The sequence below is a fragment of the Actinomadura parmotrematis genome, assembly GCF_019458805.1.
Lineage (GTDB): Bacteria > Actinomycetota > Actinomycetes > Streptosporangiales > Streptosporangiaceae > Spirillospora > Spirillospora parmotrematis.
The window spans coordinates 261,223-281,322 of sequence record NZ_JAIBOA010000007.1; the positions used below are offsets into that span (position 1 = coordinate 261,223).

The 20,100-nt window shown below is 72.0% G+C and carries 19 protein-coding genes; 16 read left to right on the forward strand and 3 right to left on the reverse strand.

What is annotated here, in order from left to right; all coding sequences use genetic code 11:
* The first annotated feature begins 6 nt into the window (after positions 1 to 6).
* The 9 genes from dop to K1Y72_RS13560 all read left to right on the forward strand — a co-directional run bounded on the left by dop (position 7) and on the right by K1Y72_RS13560 (position 9,188).
* On the forward strand, positions 7 to 1,521 hold the full coding sequence (gene dop / locus K1Y72_RS13520) for a depupylase/deamidase Dop (RefSeq protein WP_220166604.1): 1,515 nt from the start codon (positions 7 to 9) through the stop codon (positions 1,519 to 1,521).
* Positions 1,522 to 1,795: 274 nt separating this feature from the next.
* Positions 1,796 to 2,005 carry a ubiquitin-like protein Pup gene (locus K1Y72_RS13525; protein ID WP_220166606.1) on the forward strand — a complete coding sequence of 70 codons (210 nt, stop codon included), beginning with the start codon at positions 1,796 to 1,798 and terminating at the stop codon, positions 2,003 to 2,005.
* A gap of 133 nt (positions 2,006 to 2,138) precedes the next feature.
* On the forward strand, positions 2,139 to 3,290 hold the full coding sequence (locus K1Y72_RS13530; RefSeq protein ID WP_220166608.1) for an endonuclease VII domain-containing protein: 1,152 nt from the start codon (positions 2,139 to 2,141) through the stop codon (positions 3,288 to 3,290).
* A 150-nt stretch (positions 3,291 to 3,440) separates the two neighbouring features.
* The gene (prcB, locus tag K1Y72_RS13535; protein ID WP_220166611.1) at positions 3,441 to 4,289 is read left to right on the forward strand and encodes a proteasome subunit beta; all 849 of its coding nucleotides are present in this window, start codon (positions 3,441 to 3,443) and stop codon (positions 4,287 to 4,289) included.
* A 21-nt stretch (positions 4,290 to 4,310) separates the two neighbouring features.
* On the forward strand, positions 4,311 to 5,012 hold the full coding sequence (gene prcA, locus K1Y72_RS13540) for a proteasome subunit alpha (protein WP_220166685.1): 702 nt from the start codon (positions 4,311 to 4,313) through the stop codon (positions 5,010 to 5,012).
* Positions 5,013 to 5,190: 178 nt separating this feature from the next.
* The gene (gene pafA, locus K1Y72_RS13545) at positions 5,191 to 6,549 is read left to right on the forward strand and encodes a Pup--protein ligase (RefSeq protein ID WP_220166613.1); all 1,359 of its coding nucleotides are present in this window, start codon (positions 5,191 to 5,193) and stop codon (positions 6,547 to 6,549) included.
* Between the two features lie 244 nt (positions 6,550 to 6,793).
* On the forward strand, positions 6,794 to 7,750 hold the full coding sequence (locus tag K1Y72_RS13550; protein ID WP_308287048.1) for an FKBP-type peptidyl-prolyl cis-trans isomerase: 957 nt from the start codon (positions 6,794 to 6,796) through the stop codon (positions 7,748 to 7,750).
* 77 nt (positions 7,751 to 7,827) lie between these two features.
* A complete protein-coding gene (locus K1Y72_RS13555; protein ID WP_220166617.1) occupies positions 7,828 to 8,553 on the forward strand; it encodes a helix-turn-helix transcriptional regulator in 726 nt (241 codons plus the stop codon).
* 32 nt (positions 8,554 to 8,585) lie between these two features.
* Positions 8,586 to 9,188: a DUF3291 domain-containing protein gene (locus tag K1Y72_RS13560; protein WP_220166619.1), complete on the forward strand. Its 603-nt coding sequence runs from the start codon at positions 8,586 to 8,588 to the stop codon at positions 9,186 to 9,188.
* On the opposite strand, the gene K1Y72_RS13565 is transcribed toward K1Y72_RS13560, so the two are convergent.
* The gene (locus K1Y72_RS13565; protein WP_220166621.1) at positions 9,134 to 10,216 is read right to left on the reverse strand and encodes a DUF3866 family protein; all 1,083 of its coding nucleotides are present in this window, start codon (positions 10,214 to 10,216) and stop codon (positions 9,134 to 9,136) included. The two genes, K1Y72_RS13560 and K1Y72_RS13565, sit on opposite strands and share 55 nt — an antisense overlap.
* Positions 10,217 to 10,286: 70 nt before the next feature.
* Between K1Y72_RS13565 and K1Y72_RS13570 the strand changes: the two genes are divergently transcribed.
* The 7 genes from K1Y72_RS13570 to K1Y72_RS13600 all read left to right on the forward strand — a co-directional run bounded on the left by K1Y72_RS13570 (position 10,287) and on the right by K1Y72_RS13600 (position 19,023).
* Positions 10,287 to 11,282: a helix-turn-helix transcriptional regulator gene (locus K1Y72_RS13570; protein WP_308287049.1), complete on the forward strand. Its 996-nt coding sequence runs from the start codon at positions 10,287 to 10,289 to the stop codon at positions 11,280 to 11,282.
* Between the two features lie 26 nt (positions 11,283 to 11,308).
* Entirely contained in the window at positions 11,309 to 12,346 is a 1,038-nt protein-coding gene (locus K1Y72_RS13575; RefSeq protein WP_220166624.1) for a helix-turn-helix transcriptional regulator, read from the forward strand.
* 83 nt (positions 12,347 to 12,429) lie between these two features.
* Positions 12,430 to 12,651, forward strand: coding sequence for a hypothetical protein (locus K1Y72_RS13580; protein ID WP_258572420.1), 222 nt, complete (start codon positions 12,430 to 12,432; stop codon positions 12,649 to 12,651).
* A 30-nt stretch (positions 12,652 to 12,681) separates the two neighbouring features.
* The gene (gene tatA, locus K1Y72_RS13585) at positions 12,682 to 13,047 is read left to right on the forward strand and encodes a Sec-independent protein translocase subunit TatA (RefSeq protein ID WP_220166626.1); all 366 of its coding nucleotides are present in this window, start codon (positions 12,682 to 12,684) and stop codon (positions 13,045 to 13,047) included.
* Positions 13,048 to 13,093: 46 nt separating this feature from the next.
* A complete protein-coding gene (tatC, locus tag K1Y72_RS13590; protein WP_258572363.1) occupies positions 13,094 to 13,951 on the forward strand; it encodes a twin-arginine translocase subunit TatC in 858 nt (285 codons plus the stop codon).
* 133 nt (positions 13,952 to 14,084) lie between these two features.
* Positions 14,085 to 16,856, forward strand: coding sequence for a DEAD/DEAH box helicase (locus K1Y72_RS13595; protein ID WP_220166627.1), 2,772 nt, complete (start codon positions 14,085 to 14,087; stop codon positions 16,854 to 16,856).
* Between the two features lie 91 nt (positions 16,857 to 16,947).
* Positions 16,948 to 19,023, forward strand: a complete 2,076-nt coding sequence (locus K1Y72_RS13600; protein ID WP_308287050.1) for an APC family permease — start codon at positions 16,948 to 16,950, stop codon at positions 19,021 to 19,023.
* 117 nt (positions 19,024 to 19,140) lie between these two features.
* On the opposite strand, the gene K1Y72_RS13605 is transcribed toward K1Y72_RS13600, so the two are convergent.
* Together K1Y72_RS13605 and K1Y72_RS13610 are read right to left on the reverse strand one after the other, a co-directional pair.
* Positions 19,141 to 19,470 (reverse strand): histone-like nucleoid-structuring protein Lsr2, encoded by a 330-nt coding sequence (locus K1Y72_RS13605; protein ID WP_220166628.1) that lies wholly within the window; start codon positions 19,468 to 19,470, stop codon positions 19,141 to 19,143.
* A gap of 15 nt (positions 19,471 to 19,485) precedes the next feature.
* Positions 19,486 to 19,845 (reverse strand): histone-like nucleoid-structuring protein Lsr2, encoded by a 360-nt coding sequence (locus K1Y72_RS13610; RefSeq protein WP_220166629.1) that lies wholly within the window; start codon positions 19,843 to 19,845, stop codon positions 19,486 to 19,488.
* Positions 19,846 to 20,100 lie beyond the last annotated feature (255 nt).

Sequence of the window (20,100 nt, forward strand, 5' to 3'; positions counted from 1 at the left end):
GACGATATGAGTGTTCGGCGCGTCATGGGCATCGAGACCGAGTACGGCATCTCCGTCCCCGGCCAACCAGGAGCCAACGCGATGGTGACCTCCTCCCAGGTCGTCAACGCCTACCTCGCCGCCACCGCGGCCCGCGCCAGACGCGCCCGCTGGGACTTCGAAGAAGAGAACCCCCTCCGCGACGCCCGCGGCTTCGACCTCGCCCGCGAAGTCGCCGACCCCACCCAGCTCACCGACGAAGACCTCGGCCTCGCCAACGTCATCCTCACCAACGGCGCCCGCCTCTACGTCGACCACGCCCACCCCGAATACTCCGCCCCCGAATGCACCAACCCCCGCGACGCCACCCTCTGGGACAAAGCCGGCGAACGCGTCATGGCCGACGCCGCCGCCCGCGCCGCCCTCATCCCCGGCACCCACCCCATCCAGCTCTACAAGAACAACACCGACAACAAAGGCGCCTCCTACGGCTGCCATGAGAACTACCTCATGAAACGCCGAACCCCCTTCGCCGACATCGTCCGCCACCTCACCCCCTTCTTCATCACCCGCCAGATCATCACCGGCGCCGGCCGCGTCGGCATCGGCGTCGACGGCCGCGGCGACGGCTTCCAAATCAGCCAGCGCGCCGACTTCTTCGAAGTCGAAGTCGGCCTCGAAACCACCCTCAAACGCCCCATCATCAACACCCGCGACGAACCCCACGCCGACCCCGAAAAATACCGCCGCCTCCACGTCATCATCGGCGACGCCAACATGAGCGAGACCTCCACCTACCTCAAACTCGGCACCACCGCCCTCGTCCTCGCCATGATCGAAGACGGCTTCCTCACCACCGACCTCACCGTCGACATGCCCGTCGCCACCCTCCGCGCCATCTCCCACGACCCCACCTGCAAACACCTCCTCACCCTCCGCGACGGCCGCAAAATGACCGCCGTCCAACTCCAGATGGAATACCTCGAACAATCCCGCAAATACGTCGAAGACCACTACGGCGCCGACGTCGACGACATGACCACCGACGTCCTCGACCGCTGGGAATCGGTCCTCCACCGCCTCGGCGACGACCCCATGCAGCTCTCCCGCGAACTCGACTGGGTCGCCAAACTCGAACTCCTCGAGGGCTACCGCACCCGCGACGGCCTCGACTGGTCCCACCCCCGCCTCCAACTCGTCGACCTGCAATACACCGACATCCGCCCCGACAAAGGCCTCTACAACCGCCTCGTCGCCCGCGGACGCATCAACCGCCTCCTCACCGACGACCAGGTCGACCACGCCATCGAGGAACCCCCCGAGGACACCCGCGCCTACTTCCGCGGCCGCTGCCTCCGCCAGTACGCCGAATCCGTCGCCGCCGCCTCCTGGGACTCCGTCATCTTCGACGTCCCCGGCCGCGAATCCCTCCAGCGCGTCCCCACCCTCGAACCCCTCCGCGGCACCAAACAACACGTCGGCGCCCTCCTCGACCGCTCCCGCACCGCCGCCGACCTCGTCGCCACCCTCACCGGCCAATAACCGGCCACCGCACCACCCGAACGCCCGTGAGAGCCCCCCTCGCGGGCGTTCCCCCATTCCGGCCCAATGGGCCGCCCCACCCCGCGCCACCCCAATACAGACCCCCTCAGCCCCTCGCCGATTTGTAGCGACATCACCCGTTTCAGGGAAACGCCCACAGGCGATAACCCCACCAGGCCCCCAACGCCGGAGCCCCCGCGAAACCGGCGTCGCCACCCGCTCTCCAGCGAAGATCGGAGATAGGGTTGGGGGCACCGGCAGAGTGGAGGTACGGATGGCCACGAAGGACACCGGCGGTCAGAAGCAGACGACCCGCCGCACCGAGGAGGTCGAGGAGGCCCAGGCCACGACCACCGAGGACGCCCAGGAGCGCCAGGAAAAGCTCACGGACGACGTCGACGCCATTCTCGACGAAATCGATGAAGTGCTGGAAGAAAATGCAGAGGAATTCGTCCGTTCCTATGTGCAAAAAGGCGGACAGTAACGGCATATCGGACATGTCCGTTTCGCAAAATCCTCTGATGTGAAACGGAGACCATCGAACGAGTGTTCCGCTATTCTGCCAATAGCGGATCTACTCTTCGATGCCGGGCCGGTCCCGGGGGTGGGTGGGTGGCATGTCCGAGTCCAAGCAGTGCCGCGATTGCGGTCAGGTCAAGCCTGCGGCGGAGTTCTGGAAGCGCAAGGCGTCCAAGGACGGTTTGTCGCTGTACTGCCGTGAGTGCTTCGGTCTCCGTAACGCGGCGTCCTATCGGGGGAAAAGGGCTGTCGAGGGTAAGCGGACTCGGGCTTACCGTCGCTATTCGGCCGTGCCGGAGGGGATGAAGTACTGCGCCGGCGGTGAGACGACGAAGCCTGTGGACGCCTTCGGTCGGAACAAAGCGACGAGCAGCGGCCTGACCGCCTACTGCAGGCCGTGCCACAGTCGCGTGATGGCGGAGAACAAGGCGCGAAAGTACGGCGGTCAGCGGTTCTACTTGATGGGCCTGCGTTACGGTCTTTCCAAGGATCGGTACCACGACGCCCTGTCGGCGCAGGCGGGTAGGTGCGTCATCTGCCTGCAGGCGGTAGCCGAGCACATCGATCACGATCATGTCACCGGTTCGTATCGGGGCCTTCTGTGCTTCCGCTGCAATGGTGCTCTGGGACAGTTCGGGGACGATCTTCAGCGGATGGGCGAGGCGGCCGATTATCTGGAAGGGCGGGGTTCGTTCGCTCGCCGGATGCTTCTGGACCATGGTGCGGTCTTCTTCGACGGTCATGCGCGGCGGTGTGAGGAGCGTCGTGCGGGACGGCGCGCGTCCCGTCAGGGTTCCTCTCGTCATTACCGCCTCCGCGCGCGGTACGGCATCACTGAGCAGGAGGCCGACGCGCTGGCGGCGATGCAGCACGGTTACTGCGCGATCTGCTGTGACCGTGAAGCGAAGCATGTGGACCACTGCCACGACACGCAGCTCGTCCGCGGTGTCCTCTGTGCGGGCTGCAACACCGGTATGGGGCAGCTTCGCGATGATCCGGGCGTGTTGCGGCGCGCGGTCGCCTACCTGGAGCGCACGCTGATCTCCGAGGTTCCGGCCGCGGGCGGGGGATCGCGCCTGTCCTTCACGATCCCCGACGCGGACCCCGCCTCTGTCCCAACCGACGGCTGGCGGGCGGTGTTCGAGGCGGACGCGGCCGCTCGCAAGGTGGCCAGGGACGTCGCCGAGGTCGCGGAGAGAGCCGAGCACGACTGGTCGTCGTTGATCGGTTCGCTGGCGGGTGAAACCTGATCTCAGTTCGCCGTCAGCGGAGCGGGCGGGGTCGGGCGCGGTATGCGGTGGGGCGTGGATGAACAGTAGGGTCGTAAGCGTCTGCGCCGGTGCGTTCCGCGGGTGGTCCTGCGGCGGGGTGCCGGTGCCCTGGTGGAGGGAAGGAGTCGCGTGGCGTCCCACGATGCGCACACCGGACGTTTGCCCGGGTTGTTCACGAGCCCGGACACGTCCTCGTTCACGGAGTTCCTGGGGGCGTATTCGCCGGAGCTGCTGCCGGGCCGGCGGTCGTTGCCGGCGGGTGTGTCGGCCGGTGAGGACATTCCGCACGGTACGACGATCGTGGCGGTGACGTTCCCGGGCGGTGTGGTGATGGCGGGTGACCGGCGGGCGACCGCGGGGAACGTCATCGCGCAGCGCGATATCGAGAAGGTGTTCCGGGCGGACGAGTTCTCGGCGATCGCGATCGCGGGGACGGCGGGGCTCGGGATCGAGATGGTGCGGTTGTTCCAGGTGGAGCTGGAGCATTACGAGAAGCGTGAGGGCCGCACGCTGTCGATCGAGGGGAAGGCGAACCGGCTGGCGACGATGGTGCGGCAGAACCTGGGTCTGGCGATGCAGGGTCTGGCCGTGGTGCCGTTGTTCGCGGGGTTCGACGAGGAGCGTTCGGGTGGGCGCATCTTCTCCTATGATCCGGCGGGCGGTCGTTATGAGGAGCGCGAGTTCCATGCGATCGGGTCGGGGTCGGTGTTCGCGCGGGGGGCTTTGAAGAAGCTGTTCCGCGGGGATCTGCCGGCGGAGGACGCGGCGCTGGTGTGCGTGCAGGCGTTGTACGACGCGGCGGACGACGATTCGGCGACGGGTGGTCCGGATCTGACGCGGGGGATCTTCCCGGTGGTGGCGTCGGTGACGGCGGAGGGTTTCCGCCGGCTCGGTGAGGACGAGGTGGGCGCGGTGGCGCGTGCGGTCGTCGAGGAGCGTTACAACTCGCCGGGCGGGCCGTCCGCCCCGCTGCGATAGAAGGGATGCAGTCCGGTGTCCATGCCGTTCTACGTGTCGCCCGAACAGCAGATGAAGGACAAGGCGGACTACGCGCGCAAGGGGATCGCGCGGGGCCGCAGTGTGGTGGTGCTGCAGTTCGCGGACGGGATTCTGTTCGTGGCGGACAATCCGTCGCGGGCGCTGCACAAGATCAGTGAGATCTATGACCGGATCGCCTTCGCGGCGGTGGGGAAGTACAACGAGTTCGAGAACCTGCGGTTGGGCGGGGTGCGGTACGCGGATGTGAACGGGTACCAGTACGACCGGCGGGACGTGACGGCGCGGGGGCTGGCGAACGTGTACGCGCAGTCGCTGGGGACGATCTTCACGGAGACCAACAAGCCGTACGAGGTGGAGCTGGTGGTGGCGGAGGTCGGGGAGGACGCCGACACCGATCAGATCTACCGGTTGACGTTCGATGGTTCGGTGGCCGACGAGCACGGTTACGTGGCGATGGGCGGTCAGGCCGAGGCGGTGGCGCAGGCGTTGAAGGACCGGTTCGTGGAGGGTGCGCCGCTGGCGGAGGCGTTGCGGACGGCGGTCGGTGCGCTGGAGGCGCAGGACAGTGACCGGCGGCTGGAGGCGAAGTCGTTGGAGGTGGCGGTGCTGGATCGGCATCGTGAGCACCGGTTGTTCAAGCGGTTGCCGGCGGCGCGGATCCAGGAGTTGCTGGACGCGGGGCAGGGCGCGCAGGGCGTGTAGTCGGGTGGTGCCGGGCGCCGGTGGCGTCGTGCGGGGGGCCCGTCGTGCCGGTGGGGTGCGGCGGGCTCTCCTGCTCCCCGGAAAGAATCTACAATGTAAGGGCCGGGTGCGGGGGCGCCCGGGAAACAAGCGGCCGCGGACACTGCCATGTGGACGCCGGTCCGCATAGGCTCCAGGTGTGGACAGGCGCATCTTCGGTCTTGAGAACGAGTACGGCGTCACCTGCACCTTCCGCGGGCAGCGGCGGTTGTCACCCGATGAGGTGGCCCGCTATCTGTTCCGCCGGGTGGTGTCGTGGGGCCGCAGCTCCAACGTGTTCCTTCGCAACGGTGCCCGCCTGTATCTGGACGTGGGCAGCCATCCCGAGTACGCCACGCCCGAGTGCGACAGCGTCGTCGATCTGGTGACGCACGACAAGGCGGGGGAGCGGATCCTGGAGGGTCTGCTGGTCGACGCCGAGCGCCGGCTGCGCGAGGAGGGCATCGCCGGCGACATCTACCTGTTCAAGAACAACACCGATTCGGCGGGCAACTCCTACGGGTGCCACGAGAACTACCTGGTGGGGCGGCACGGGGAGTTCGGCCGGCTGGCCGACGTGCTGATCCCGTACCTGGTGACGCGGCAGATCATCTGCGGTGCGGGCAAGGTGCTGCAGACGCCGCGCGGCGCGGTGTACTGCGTGTCGCAGCGGGCCGAGCACATCTGGGAGGGGGTGTCGTCGGCGACGACCCGGTCGCGGCCGATCATCAACACCCGGGACGAGCCGCACGCCGACGCCGAGCGGTTCCGCCGGCTGCACGTGATCGTCGGTGACTCGAACATGAGCGAGACGACGATGCTGCTGAAGGTCGGGGCGACCGACCTGGTGCTGCGGATGATCGAGGCGGGCGTGGTGATGCGGGACCTGACGCTGGAGAACCCGATCCGGGCGATCCGGGAGGTCAGCCACGACATGACGGGGCGCCGCAAGGTGCGGCTCGCCAACGGCCGGGAGGCCAGCTCGCTGGAGATCCAGAAGGAGTACTTCGGCAAGGCCAAGGACTTCGTGGACCGGCGGGGCGGGGATCCGACGTCCAAGCGGGTGCTGGACCTGTGGGAGCGGACGCTGCGGGCGGTGGAGACCGGCGATCTGGACATGGTGGGCCGGGAGATCGACTGGGTGACCAAGTACAAGCTGATCGAGCGGTACCGGCGCAAGTACGACCTGCCGCTCAGCTCGCCGCGGGTGGCGCAGCTGGACCTGGCGTACCACGACGTGCACCGGGACCGGGGGCTGTACTACCTGCTGGAGAAGAAGGGGTCGGTGGAGCGGGTCACCCGCGACCTGGACATCTTCGAGGCCAAGTCGGTGCCGCCGCAGACGACGCGGGCGCGGCTGCGCGGGGAGTTCATCCGGCGGGCGCAGGAGAAGCGGCGCGATTTCACGGTGGACTGGGTGCATCTGAAGCTGAACGACCAGGCGCAGCGGACGGTGCTGTGCAAGGACCCGTTCCGTTCGGTGGACGAGCGCGTCGACAAGCTGATCGCGGGCATGTAGCCGCGCCGGTGTTGCCGGCATCGCTCCTGGTCGGGGTACCGGGGGCGCACGTGGCCCGTCGTGTCCCCGGTTGCGGGGGTATGGCGGGTCATGTGTCGCTTACCCGGGCGGTAGGGTGAGCGCTCAGTCGTCGCCGCCACCCCCGCGAAGGACCCGCATGCGCCGTCGCCCGTCCCCGCTCGTCCTCCCGTCGCCGCGCCCGCCGGCGGCGGCCGGGGACCGGTCCGCGTTGTCCGTTTCCGCCGTGTCCGGGCCGTGCCGGGCGCCGTCGCGGCGCCGGGGCAGGGCCGGGGCGGCGGCCGCGGTGCTGCTCGTCCCGGTGCTGCTGGCGGGCTGCTCGGGGTCGAAGGACGTGCAGGTGTCGGTGAAGGGCGCGCTGGGCGCCCGCCCGCAGGTGACGTTCCCGAAGAAGACCTCGCCGGAGAAGGACCTGGCGGTGAAGACGCTGGCGGGCGGCAAGGGCCCGGCGGCGCGCAAGGGCGACCTGGTGGTCGCCGACTACGTCGGCTACCGGTGGAACAAGTCGGGCAGCAAGATGCTGGCGAGCACCTACCTGGCGGGCAAGCCGCAGGCGTTCTCGACCGGGACGCTGGTGCCGGGACTGGACAAGGCGCTGGACGGGGCGAAGGCGGGGGCGCGGATCGTGGCGCGGATCCCGCCGAAGGAGGCCTACGGCGACGAGGGCGACTCCTCGCACCAGGTCGAGGCGGGCGACTCGCTGGTGTACGTGCTGGACGTGCGGGCGGTGTACGCCAAGACGGCGGCGGCGCGCGGCGCGCGGTCCGCGCCGACCGCGCCGGGGCTGCCGCAGGTGGGGTCGCCGGACGCGGGGACGGCGCCGCCGGTGACGATCCCGAAGGCGGCGCCGCCGAAGACGCTGCGCACCAGTGTCCTGATCAAGGGGACGGGGGCGGCGGTCAGGACGGACCAGCTCGTCGCGCTCCAGTACACCGGGGTGTTCTGGCGGAACGGGCGGACGTTCGACTCCTCGTGGCGGACCGGGCGCCCGGCGGCGGTGACGATCGGGGACGGCCAGGTCATCCAGGGCTGGGTGAAGGGCCTGGTGGGGCAGGCGGTCGGCAGCCGGGTGCTGCTGGTCGTGCCGCCGTCGATGGGGTACGGGGCCAAGGGCCTGGCCCAGGCGGGCATCAAGGGCACCGACACGCTGGTGTTCGTCGTCGACATCCTGGGCGCCCACTAGACCGCGGGAGTCCACCGGGGGCCGGGGGAGCGCCCGGCCCTTCTATCGTCAATCCGCGTTGTTCCTAGAATGGCGGCGTGGAGGACATCGACGCGATCGCGGCGCTGCAGGACCCGGTGCGGCGCCGCCTGTACGAGTACGTGGCGGCGCAGGGCCGCGAGGTCGGCCGCAACGAGGCCGCCGAGGCCGCCGGGGTGGCGCGCACGCTCGCGGCGTTCCACCTGGACCGGCTGGCCGACGCCGGGCTGCTGGAGAGCGGCAGCCGGCGCCTGACGGGCCGCTCGGGGCCGGGCGCCGGCCGGCCCGCCAAGGTGTACGTGCGGGCACGGGCCGAGCGGGCGGTGTCGCTGCCCGCCCGCGACTACCGCACCGCCGCCGAGCTGCTCGCCGAGGCCGCCGAGGAGGCCGGCCTGGACGCCGGGCTCCGCGCGGCCGCGCGGAGCCGCGGGGAGCGGCTGCGGGACGCCCGGGAGCCGTGCGCCGACCTGGAGCAGGCCATGGAGATCCTGGCGGCCCGCGGCTACGAACCGCACCTGGAGGACGCGGCGGGGGAGAGCGCGGAGGAGACCGCGGACGCGGCCGCCGGGGAGGACCCCGCCCGGGTGGTCCGCATGCGCAACTGCCCGTTCCACGCCGTCGCCGAACGCTTCCCTCCGCTGGTCTGCGGCATGAACCTCGCCCTGCTGGAAGGGCTGCTCGGCGCGGACGCGGGCGGCGCCGTCCGCGCCCGCCTGGACGCCCGGCCCGGCGCGTGCTGCGTCGTGGTCGAGCCCGCCGCGCCCTCTAAAAACAACATCCATTGACATAGAAGCATGCGGACTGCTGGGATGGCGCCATGACCGCACCCACGCCCGCACCCACGCCCGCACCCGCGCCCGGCCCAGGCCCCCTCCACCTCGCCGAGTTCAACGTCGCGACCCTCCGCCACCCCCTGGACGACCCGCGGATGGCGCCCTTCGTCGAGCTGCTCGACCCGATCAACGCCATGGCCGACGGGACGCCCGGCTTCGTCTGGCGGCTGGTGGAGGACGGCGCGCCCGACGCCACCGGCATGCGCCCGGCCGGCGACGACGTCATCGTCAACTTCTCGGTGTGGGAGACCCAGGAGGCGCTGTGGGACTTCACCTACCGCAGCGGCCACCTGGAGGTCCTGCGGCGGCGCCGCGAATGGTTCGAGCGGCACGTGCGGGCGCACCTGGTGCTCTGGTGGATCCCCGCCGGGCACGTCCCGACCGTCGCCGAGGCCCTGGAGCGGCTGGCGCACCTGCACGCGCACGGACCGTCCCCGCGCGCGTTCACCTTCGCCTCCTCCTACACCGCCGCCGAAGCCGCGCAGGCGGAATCGGCGGCGGTGCAGGGAAAGGGGAGGGGAGGGGCGCCGGCTCAGTCCAGCAGGGCGGCGGCGTGGCGCCCGGCGGCCGCCGCGGCGAGGAAGTAGACGAGGTCGCCGTCCAGGCGGCGCCCCATCGTGGACATCCGCACGCCCCAGTCCCGCTCGGCCGCCGCCAGCGCCTCGGCCAGCCCCTCGACGCCGACCGGCACCAGCTCGTGCCGCTCGCCGAGGGCGGCGGCCTGCGCGGCGACCTCGGTGCCGAAGGCGCCGCCGAGCTCGGGCACCACCACCTGGGCGCGGGCGAGCGCGACCCGCCCGTAGGCGGTGAGGCTGTGGTGGGAGACCCCGACGTGCCGGGGCCGGGCGTCGCCGTCGCTGACGCGCAGCGAGGCGACCGGCCGGCCGCCCAGCACCGCCACGGCGTTGATCGCCTCACCGGCCGACACGCCCGAGAAACCCCACTTGGTGCCGGTTCCCAGGTTGCCGGGGCCCTGCGCGAGGACGATGACGTCGGCGTCCAGCACCAGCCGCGCCGCGAGCAGCGCGGTGTGCACCGTCACCGCCTCCAGGTCGCCGCCGAACGCCTGCCCCGCCGTGACCGTCGCGTACAGCGCCCCGGCGGCCTTGAGCTGCGCGATCGACATCGAGAACCAGGCCGGGAGCGCCCCGCCGTCGGGCATCACGTACACGGCGCGGGCGCCCGGCCGCGCCGCCAGCAGCCCCGCCAGGATCGGCGGCAGCGCCGAGTGCAGGTCGGCGACGACCACCGGCGTGCCGTCCAGGGAGTCGGCGTCGCGCAGCACCTCGTGGTGGGGGGAGTCCTGCTCGTCGGCGCCGAGCAGGGTGGCCTGCAGCGGCGTGTACCGGGCCTTGACCAGGTGCCCCGGCCCCTGCGGGTCGGGCGGCAGCCGGTCGGGGACCGCGACGACCATCGCGTACCCGCCCGTCCCCAGCCCCATCGCCAAGGCCGTAGTGTTGAGCAGGACGGTGTCGCCCGGCTCCGGCCTGCCCACCAGGGCGGGGTACGCCAGGGCCCGGTGCGTCCCGTCGCTGTCGATCGAGACGTCCAGTTCGACCGCTCCGGGCCATTCCCGCCGGACGCCCTCTACCGTGCCTTTACGCCATCGGATCACATCCGGAGACGGTAGCGTTCCCGGGAGGAAAAGGCAGCCGGACCGGCCGGGCCTGCCGACCGGAGAGGTGGTGGGGAAGGTGTCGCGGCGCAAGACCGAGCGCCTGCTCAACCTGGTGGTCTGCCTGCTCGCCACGCGGCGCTACCTGACCGCCGAGCAGATCCGCCAGGCGGTGCCCGGCTACCCCGGGCCGGGCGAGGCGTTCAAGCGGATGTTCGAGCGCGACAAGGAGGAGCTGCGCGAGCTCGGCGTCCCCCTGGAGGTCGGCAGCGACACCGACGGGGGCGGCGGCGAGGAGATCGGCTACCGCATCCCCCCGCAGGACTACGAGCTGCCCGACGTCCACCTCACCCCCGACGAGGCCGCCGTGCTCGGCCTGGCCGCCCGCGTCTGGCAGCGCGCCAGCATGGCCGAGGCCGCCTCCGGCGCCCTGCTGAAGCTGCGCGCCGCCGGCGTCGACACCGGCCCCGGCGCCGGCGCGCCGAACGACCCCGCCGTCGGCATCGAGCCGCGCGTCGACACCACCGACCCCGCCTTCCCCGCCCTGTGGGAGGCCGTCCGCGACGGCCGCCCCGTCACCTTCGAGTACCAGGGCGTCGGCCGCACCGCCGCCGCCCGCCGCCACCTGGAACCCTGGGGCGTGGTCAGCCGCCGCGGCCGCTGGTACGTCGTCGGCCACGACCGCGACCGCGCCGACACCCGCGTGTTCCGCCTGTCGCGCATCATCGGCGACGTCGCCCCCGACGGCCCCGCCGGCAGCGTCGCCGTCCCGCCCGGCACCGACGTGCGGCGCCTGGCCTTCGACTGGGGCGACCCGGTCGCCGAGCCCCGCCCCGCCACCGTCCGCCTGCGCCGCGGCGCCGCGCAGGGCCCGCGCCGCTGGGCCACCGGCGTCCGCGACGCCGGCGACGGCTGGGACGAGGCCGTCCTCACCTTCCGCGACGCCGACCGCTTCGCCCCCTACCTGGCCCGCTTCGCCGACGACGTCGTCGTCCTGGACCCGCCCGACCTGCGCGAGGCGGTCATCTGGCAGCTCAAGGCGGTCCTGGCGGGCGGCGACCAGTGAGCGGGCGACCAGTGAGCGGAGGAACCATGGACACCGGCAAGAACACCGGCACCGCGCAGGGCACCGGCAGGGGCGCCGGGCGCGCGGCGCGGCCCGCCCGCGCCGCCACCTCCACCGACCGCCTCGGCCGGCTCCTCGCCCTGGTGCCCTACGTCGTCAGCCGCGACACCGTCGCCGTCGACGAGGCCGCCGCCGCGTTCGGCGTCACCGAGAAGCAGCTCATCGACGACCTCAACCTGCTGTGGTGCGTCGAGCTGCGCGCCCCCGACCCCTACTGCCCGATCGACCTGTCCTACGAGGGCGGCGAGATCACCGTCACCGAGGCCGAGTCGATCGCCCGCCCGCTGCGGCTGAAGGTCGACGAGGCCAGCGCGCTGCTCGTCGCGCTGCGCATGCTCGCCGGCGTCCAGGGACTCCAGGACCGCGACGCCCTCAGCCGCGTCATCGCCAAGCTGGAGACCGCCGCGGGCGCCGCCGGCGACGCCGCCGGCAAGGTCGCCGTCGAGGTCGACGCCAGCGGCGACGCCCTCGCGCTGCTCCGCCGCGCCCTCGCGGGCCGCCGCCGCGTCCACTTCGCCTACTACGTCCCCGCCCGCGACGAGAACACCGAGCGCGACGTCGACCCCATGCGGCTGCTGGTCGTGGAGGGCAACACCTACCTGGAGGGCTGGTGCCGCCGCGCCGAGGCCGTCCGGCTGTTCCGCCTCGACCGCGTCACCGACCTGTCGGTGCTGGACGTGCCCGCCGAGGTCCCCGGCGACGCCGAGCCCCGCGACGTCGACGCCGGCCTGTTCCGCCCCTCCGACCGCGACCGCCACGTCACCCTGGAGCTCACCCCCGCCGGCCGCTGGGTCGCCGACTCCTACCCCTGCGACAGCGTCGAGGAACTCGGCGAGGGCCGCCTGCGGATCGTGCTGCGCACCCCCGACACCCGCTGGATCCGCGGCCTGGCGCTGCGCCTCGGCGACCAGGGCCGCGTCGTCGACCCCCCCGACGTCGCCGCGGGCGTCCGCGCCGACGCCGCCCGCGCCCTCGCCCACTACGAGACCGCCCACCCCGCCTGACCCCGCCCCGCCCGACCTGCGCGGGCGGGCGCCGCGGGCGGGCCGGATGGCCGAGACGCGCGGGGTCGGCTACCGTGTCATGCGTGACATGGAGCGGAGCGGCGGTCGCCCTCGGGTTCGCGGGCCTGGCGGTCCTGTCCTACTGCGCGTTCAAGCTCGGCCTCGCGGTGCGGCGCCTCGGACGTGAACTGGACCGGACGCGCCGGCGGCTCGTACCCGAACAGCGGGCGCTCGCCGATGAACTCCGCACGCTCCAGGACTCACGTGCACGGTACGCGACCGGCGACAGCGTACGATCGAGCTAGAAACACCTGCTGACGAAGGACGTGGCCCACATGCTGTCGAGCATCGGTACCCCCGAACTGCTGATCCTCCTCGTGGTCATCCTGCTGATCTTCGGGTCGGCGAAGCTGCCGCAGCTCGCCCGCTCGCTCGGCAAGTCCGCGCGGATCCTCAAGGCCGAGACCAAGGGCCTGCGCGACGACGATGACGACGCCCCCGAGCAGCACGCCGACCGCAAGGCCGCCGCCGCCGGGCCCGAGGCCGCCCGCGACCGCGCCGCCGCGCTGCGCGAGGAGGCCGCCCGCCTGGAGCACGAGGCCAACGTCCAGCAGGGCTACGCCCCCGCCCCGCGCACCCTGCCGTCCGGCGAGCCGATCCAGGGCGTCCCCGTCGACCCCGCCAACCTGCGCAAGTCCTGACCCCGCCCCAGCGGCCTGACCCCAGACGGGCACGGACCATCCGACGATGACAAAGCGCACCCAGGCCGACCCCGACGGCCGCATGCCGCTCATGGACCACCTGCGCGAGCTGCGCAGCCGCCTGTTCAAGGCCGTCCTCGGCCTGGTCGCCGGCGGCATCGTCGGGTGGGTCTTCTTCCCGCCCATCTGGGACTTCCTGAAGAAGCCCTACACCCGCATCCCCGCCGAGCACTGCATCGACGCCAAGTGCGACCTCGTCGTCCACGGGATCTTCGACGGCTTCTTCATCCACCTCAAGGTCGCCCTCATCGTCGGCGCCGTCATCTCCTCCCCGGTCTGGCTCTACCAGATCTGGGCGTTCGTCGCCCCCGGCCTGTACAAGCGCGAGCGCCGCTGGACCTACGTCTTCATGATCGCCGCGGTGCCGCTGTTCGGGCTCGGCGCCGCCCTGGCCTACCTCACCATGGACAAGGGCCTGTCGATCTTCATCGGGCTGGCGCCCGGCGACTCGATCGTGCTGGTCGGCGTGCAGGACTACCTCGGCTACGCCCAGGCCATGCTGCTGATCTTCGGGCTGACGTTCGAGCTGCCGCTGTTCATCGTCGTGCTGAACGTCGCCGGCGTCCTCACCCACGACCGCATCCGCCGCTCCCGCCGCATGCTGCTGTTCGGGATCTTCGTGTTCGCCGCGGTCGCCACCCCCAGCCAGGACCCCTTCACCATGCTGGCCCTGGCCCTGCCGACGGTGTTCCTGTTCGAGGTCGCCGAGATCCTCGCCTACTTCCACGACCGCCGCAAGGCCGCCCGCCCCGACCCCTACGAGGGCCTGTCCGACGACGAGGCGTCCCCCCTCGACCTGGCGGCCCTGGACGCCGAGCTGGAACCCGGCGAACCCCGCCGCTGACCCGCCCCGGACCGCCCCCGGGCCGGCCCCGACACGGGCGAAAGCCCGCCGATCGTGCGTCCCTGAGCGAAACGGGCGGCGAAACGCGGCCCGAATTGGGAATCGGGCCGGTCGAAACCGTAGTCTCGATGTCATGACGACCCCCGACACGCAGTCGGCCGAGGAGCTGTCCCCGGCGGAGCGCTACGCCGCCAACCGGCGCCGCGACGCCGGCAGCGGCCCCGCCCTGCTGGACTTCCAGACCCTCTACGACTTCGGCCTGGACGCCTTCCAGATCGAGGCGTGCCGGGCCCTGGAGAAGGGCAGCGGCGTCCTCGTCGCCGCCCCCACCGGCTCCGGCAAGACCGTCGTCGGCGAGTTCGCCGTCCACCTCGCCCTCACCGGCGGCGCCAAGTGCTTCTACACCACGCCCATCAAGGCGCTGTCCAACCAGAAGTACGCCGACCTCGTCCGCCGCTACGGCGCCGACAACGTCGGCCTGCTCACCGGCGACAACACCGTCAACGGCGAGGCGCCCGTCGTGGTCATGACCACCGAGGTGCTGCGCAACATGCTCTACGCCGGCTCCCCGACCCTCACCGGCCTCGCCTACGTCGTCATGGACGAGGTCCACTACCTCGCCGACCGGTTCCGCGGCGCGGTCTGGGAGGAGGTCATCATCCACGTGCCCGACTCGGTGCGGCTGGTCGCCCTGTCGGCCACCGTCTCCAACGCCGAGGAGTTCGGCGAGTGGCTCCAGGCCGTCCGCGGCGACACCGCCGTCATCGTCGACGAGCACCGCCCCGTCCCGCTGTTCCAGCACATGCTCGTCGGCGACCGCCTCTACGACCTGTTCGTCGAGACCGGCAAGGGGAGCGGCCGGCAGGCACGCGTGAACCCCCAGCTGCAGCGGATGGCCGTCGAGGAGGTCCGCCGCAACAAGGTCAACCAGGGCCGCCGCACCGGGCGCCGCCGCGAGGCCCGCCCCCAGCGGTTCCGGCCCCCGCACCGCCCCGACGTCATCGCCCGCCTCGACCGCGCCGGGCTGCTGCCCGCCATCACCTTCATCTTCTCCCGCGCCGGCTGCGACGCCGCCGTCCAGCAGTGCCTGCACGCCCAGCTGCGCCTCACCTCCAAGGAGGAGGCCGAGGAGATCCGCGCCCACGTCGAGCTGCGCACCCGCGACCTGGCGCCCGAGGACCTGCACGTCCTCGGCTACCACGACTTCCTGGCCGCCCTGGAACGCGGCGTCGCCGCCCACCACGCCGGCATGCTCCCCACCTTCAAGGAGATCGTCGAGGAGCTGTTCACCCGCGGCCTCACCAAGGCCGTGTTCGCCACCGAGACCCTCGCCCTCGGCATCAACATGCCCGCCCGCACCGTCGTCATCGAAAAGCTCGACAAGTGGAACGGCGAGGCCCACGTCAACCTCACCCCCGGCGAGTACACCCAGCTCACCGGCCGCGCCGGGCGCCGCGGCATCGACATCGAGGGCCACGCCGTGGTGACGTGGAACCCCAGCGTCGACCCCGCCTCGGTCGCCGGCCTCGCCGGCACCCGCACCTACCCCCTCAACTCCAGCTTCCGGCCCTCCTACAACATGGCCGTGAACCTCGTCGGCGCCGTCGGCGTCGAACGCGCCCGCACCCTGCTGGAGGAGTCCTTCGCCCAGTTCCAGGCCGACCGCGCCGTCGTCGGCCTGGCCCGCCAGGTCCGCAAGAACGAGGACGCCCTCGCCGGCTACGCCAAGGCCGCCGAATGCGACCAGGGCGACTTCATGGAGTACGCCGCCCTCCGCCGCCGCCTGTCGGACGCCGAGGCCGCCCAGCACCGCGAACGCTCCCAGCACCGCCGCGCCGAGGCCGCCCGCTCCCTGGAGCACCTGCGGCCCGGCGACGTCATCCTCGTCCCCCAGGGCCGCCGCAGCGGCCTCGCCGTCGTCCTGGACCCCGGCCTCGGCCGCCGCTCCGACGGCCCCGCACCCCTGGTCCTCACCGCCGCCCGCTCGGTGCAGCGGCTGTCGATCCTGGACTTCCCGCGCGCCGTCGAGCCCCTCGACCGCATCCGCATCCCCAAGTCCTTCAGCCCCCGCAACCCCCAGGACCGCCGCGACCTCGCCTCCACCCTGCGCGCCAAGGTCCCCGACGAGGGCCGCGAGGCCCGCCGCCGCACCCGCGACGTCCCCGCCGGCGACGAGGCCGCCATCGACGACCTGCGCCGCCGCCTCCGCCGGCACCCCGCGCACGGCTGCGCCGACCGCGAGGACCACGCCCGCTGGGCCGAACGCTACTTCCGCCTCGACCGCGAGACCGAGCAGCTCCGCCGCCGCGTCGAGGGCCGCTCCCAGGTCATCGCCCGCACCTTCGACCGCGTCTGCGCCGTCCTCACCCAGCTCGGCTACCTCGACGGCGACACCATCACCGACGAGGGCCGCCGCCTCGGCCGCATCTACAACGAGCTCGACCTCCTCACCGCCGAGTCCCTGCGCGACGGCCTCTGGGAGCGCCTGGACGCCGCCGAGCTCGCCGCCTGCGTCTCCGCCCTGGTCTACGAGTCCCGCCAGCCCGACGACGCCGCCCCGCCCCGCACCCCCACCGAGCACGTCCGCGAGGCCCTCGCCGCCATGGTCCGCCTCTGGGGCCGCCTGGAAGGCGTCGAACGCGACAACCACGTCTCCTTCCTCCGCGAACCCGACCTCGGCTTCGCCTGGACCGCCTACCGGTGGGCCAAGGGCGACGACCTCGACGAGGTCCTCATGGACGCCGGCATGACCGCCGGCGACTTCGTCCGCGCCATCAAGCAGCTCCTGGACCTGCTCGGCCAGATCGTCGACGCCGCCCCGCCCAACAGCCACCTGCGCAAGACCGCCCGCCGCTCCATGGACGCCCTGCGCCGCGGCGTCGTCGCCTACACCTCCGTCACCTGACCCCGCCCGCCCGGTTTCCCGCCCCGCCGGCAAGGAACAGTAAAGTTCCCCTTTCGGATCCCAGATCGACGGTGTGCGGGGAGTGCCCAGAGTGAGCGAGACGGTCCCGTCCGGCAAGGACGCCGCGGCGGACGACACGACGGACGGCCCCGGCGCGCCCGCACCGGCCGCGCCGGACACGGGCGCGCCGAGCGCGAGCACGGCCGACACGCGCGGGGCGGAAGCGGGCGCGGCGGCAGGTACGGAACAGCCGGGCGGGGCCGCGCCCGGCGGGGACGGGTCCCACGGGCTGCGCGGCTGGCTCCTGCACGGCCTGCAGAGCCACCGCGCCAAAGGCCCCCACCACGAGGACACCGACCAGCCCAAGCACGCCTGGTGGCAGGTCATGTGCCTCACCGGCGTCGACTACTTCTCCACCCTCGGCTACCAGCCCGGCATCGCCGCCCTCGCCGCCGGCGCCCTCAGCCCCATCGCCACGCTCCTGCTGGTCGCCCTCACCGTCTTCGGCGCCCTCCCGGTCTACCGCGAGGTCGCCAAGGACAGCCCCCACGGCCTCGGCTCCCTGCAGATGCTGGAGAGCCTGCTGCCCGGCTGGCGCGGCAAGCTCCTGGTGCTGTTCCTCCTCGGGTTCGTCGCGACCGCCTTCATCGTCACCATCACCCTGTCGGCCGCCGACGCCTCCGCGCACCTGCTCCACAACCCGCTCGTCCCGCACGCCCTCGCGAGCTGGCAGATCCCCGTCACCCTCGCCCTCATCGCCGCGCTCGGCGCCATCTTCCTCATCGGGTTCGCCGAGGCCATCTCCATCGCCGTCGTCCTCGTCGCGGTCTACCTCGCCCTCAACGTCGTGGTCATCGCCCGCGCCCTCTACGAGGTCGCCACCACCCCGCACGCCGTCACCGACTGGCAGCACGCCCTCACCACCGAGCACTCCGGCCCCCTCGCCATGATCGCCGTGGCGCTGCTGGTGATGCCCAAGCTCGCCCTCGGCATGTCGGGCTTCGAGACCGGCGTCGCCGTCATGCCCCTGGTCAAGGGCGACCTGCCCGGCCGCGTCCGCGGCACCCGCCGGCTCCTCACCACCGCCGCGCTCATCATGAGCGTCTTCCTGGTCACCTCCAGCTTCGCCACCACCGTCCTCATCCCCGAGAAGGAGTTCGAGGCCGGCGGAGAGGCCAACGGGCGCGCCCTGGCCTACCTGGCCCACCAGCAGCTCGGCGACTGGTTCGGCACCGCCTACGACCTGTCCACCGTCGCGATCCTGTGGTTCGCCGGCGCCTCGGCCATGGCCGGGCTCATCAACATCGTCCCCCGCTACCTGCCCCGCTACGGCATGGCGCCCGACTGGACCCGCGCCACCCGCCCCCTCGTGCTGATCTTCACCGCGATCGCGTTCGGGATCACCCTGCTGTTCCGCGCCGAGGTCGAGGCCCAGGGCGGCGCCTACGCCACCGGCGTCCTCGCCCTCATCCTGTCGGCCGCCGTCGCCGTCACCCTGGCCGCGCTGCGCGCCGGCCGCCGCCGCGCCGGCCTCGCCTTCGGCACCGTCACCGCGATCCTCGCCTACGCCGCCGCCGCCAACATCTGGGAACGCCCCGACGGCCTGCTCATCGCCCTGGCCTTCGTCGTCGCCATCGTCGTCGTCTCCCTCATCTCCCGCGCCACCCGCTCCACCGAGCTGCGCGCCACCTCCGTCGAGCTCGACGCCACCGCCCGCGCCTTCCTGGACGGCGACGCCGAGATCCGCCTCATCGCCAACGAGCCCGACGCCCGCGACGACGCCGAGTACGCCGACAAGTCCGAAGAGGCCTGGCGCCTGCACCGCCTCCAGGACGGCGGCCGCGTCATCTTCCTGGAGGTCACCGTCCCCGACGCCTCGGAGTTCGAATCCGACCTGCACGTCACCGGCGAGACCGTCGACGACCACCGCGTCCTGCGCGTGCAGAGCCCCTCCATCCCCAACGCCATCGCCGCGATCCTCCTGCACGTCCGCGACGAGACCGGCCGCCTGCCCCACGTCTACTTCCACTGGAGCGAGGGCAACCCCGTCGGCGCCCTCCTGCGCTACCTGGTCTTCGGCGGCGGCGACATCCCGCCCCTCACCCGCGAGATCCTCCGCCAGGCCGAACCCGACGTCGAACGCCGCCCCCTCGTCCACGTCGGCTGACCCCCGCCCCGCGGAATCGGCCGGAAGAAATTTCGGCGGAAAGCACAAAAGGACGGCCCCGGAGGAATTCCCTCCGGGACCGTCCCGCGGACCCGCCGCAAGGGCGGGCCCGGCGGCCTAGTTGGCCGCCTCGAACTGCTCGATCACCGTCTGCGGAATGCGCCCGCGCTCGTTCACCGCGATGCCGTTGGCCTTGGCCCACTCGCGGATCTCGGCCGACCGCTCCCGGTTGCCCGCCGTGCGCGGCGCCTTCACCGGACGCGTCGCGGCCTTGCGCGCCTTGCGCGCACCCGCCACGAACGGCTCCAGTTCCTCGCGCAGCCGCGTGGCGTTCTTGGAGCTCAGATCGATCTCATAACCGACACCGTCCAGGGAGAAGCTGACCGTCTCGTCCGCTTCTCCGCCGTCGATGTCGTCGACCAGAAGGACTTCTACCTTCTGCGCCATGCGGGGACTCCCTTGCTATACACCCGGCTTCGCGTCCGGATGGGCCTCGATGAATGCAGCATAGACCTCATCGGCGATTTTGCCACGCTCGGAGACTTCCACGCCGTTGCCGTTTGCCCACTCGCGGACATCGTTGTTGGTGTAGCCCTTGACCTTGGCCGGGGCGGCGCTCTTGCGCCCCCGCCCCGCCGCCTTGACCTCGACGGCCTTGGCCACGAACCCGCCGACCAGCTCCAGCGCCTCGGTGAGCCGCCGGTGATTGTCATCGCTCAGGTCGATCGTGAAGGTCCGGTCCAGGACTTCGAAGTCCCGTTTGGTGACATCGCCCCCCTCCGAACCGTCGATGTCGTCCACTCGAATGACCTTCTCGGCCATGTGCGCCCCGTCTTCCTTCCCCTTGCCGACACGGTAATGGTGATGTTCTTCACCATGTGGCCAACGCGGACATGTGCCCCGCTCCCGCCAACGCCGACCCGCCGCCAATGGCGCGCCTTCCGCGGAAAGCGCGCCCGCGAAATCCGGCCGCGGGATCGAACGCCGACCATTCTCGCGCAGATCGCCGGGTACCCGCGCCCGAAGGCGCCGGGCCGGCCGCGGCCGCCGGGAGTTTAGAGTGGCCGAGGCGAACCC

Excerpts from the sequence above, each read along its gene's own strand:
- prcA (WP_220166685.1), top strand. The coding sequence starts at position 4,311 with ATGCCGTTCTACGTGTCGCCCGAACAGCAGATGAAGGACAAGGCGGAC.
- K1Y72_RS13595 (WP_220166627.1), top strand. The coding sequence starts at position 14,085 with ATGACGACCCCCGACACGCAGTCGGCCGAGGAGCTGTCCCCGGCGGAG.
- tatA (WP_220166626.1), top strand. The coding sequence starts at position 12,682 with ATGCTGTCGAGCATCGGTACCCCCGAACTGCTGATCCTCCTCGTGGTC.
- K1Y72_RS13525 (WP_220166606.1), top strand. The coding sequence starts at position 1,796 with ATGGCCACGAAGGACACCGGCGGTCAGAAGCAGACGACCCGCCGCACC.
- K1Y72_RS13575 (WP_220166624.1), top strand. The coding sequence starts at position 11,309 with ATGGACACCGGCAAGAACACCGGCACCGCGCAGGGCACCGGCAGGGGC.
- K1Y72_RS13610 (WP_220166629.1), bottom strand. The coding sequence starts at position 19,845 with ATGGCCGAGAAGGTCATTCGAGTGGACGACATCGACGGTTCGGAGGGG.
- K1Y72_RS13530 (WP_220166608.1), top strand. The coding sequence starts at position 2,139 with ATGTCCGAGTCCAAGCAGTGCCGCGATTGCGGTCAGGTCAAGCCTGCG.
- K1Y72_RS13605 (WP_220166628.1), bottom strand. The coding sequence starts at position 19,470 with ATGGCGCAGAAGGTAGAAGTCCTTCTGGTCGACGACATCGACGGCGGA.
- K1Y72_RS13560 (WP_220166619.1), top strand. The coding sequence starts at position 8,586 with ATGACCGCACCCACGCCCGCACCCACGCCCGCACCCGCGCCCGGCCCA.
- dop (WP_220166604.1), top strand. The coding sequence starts at position 7 with ATGAGTGTTCGGCGCGTCATGGGCATCGAGACCGAGTACGGCATCTCC.
- tatC (WP_258572363.1), top strand. The coding sequence starts at position 13,094 with ATGACAAAGCGCACCCAGGCCGACCCCGACGGCCGCATGCCGCTCATG.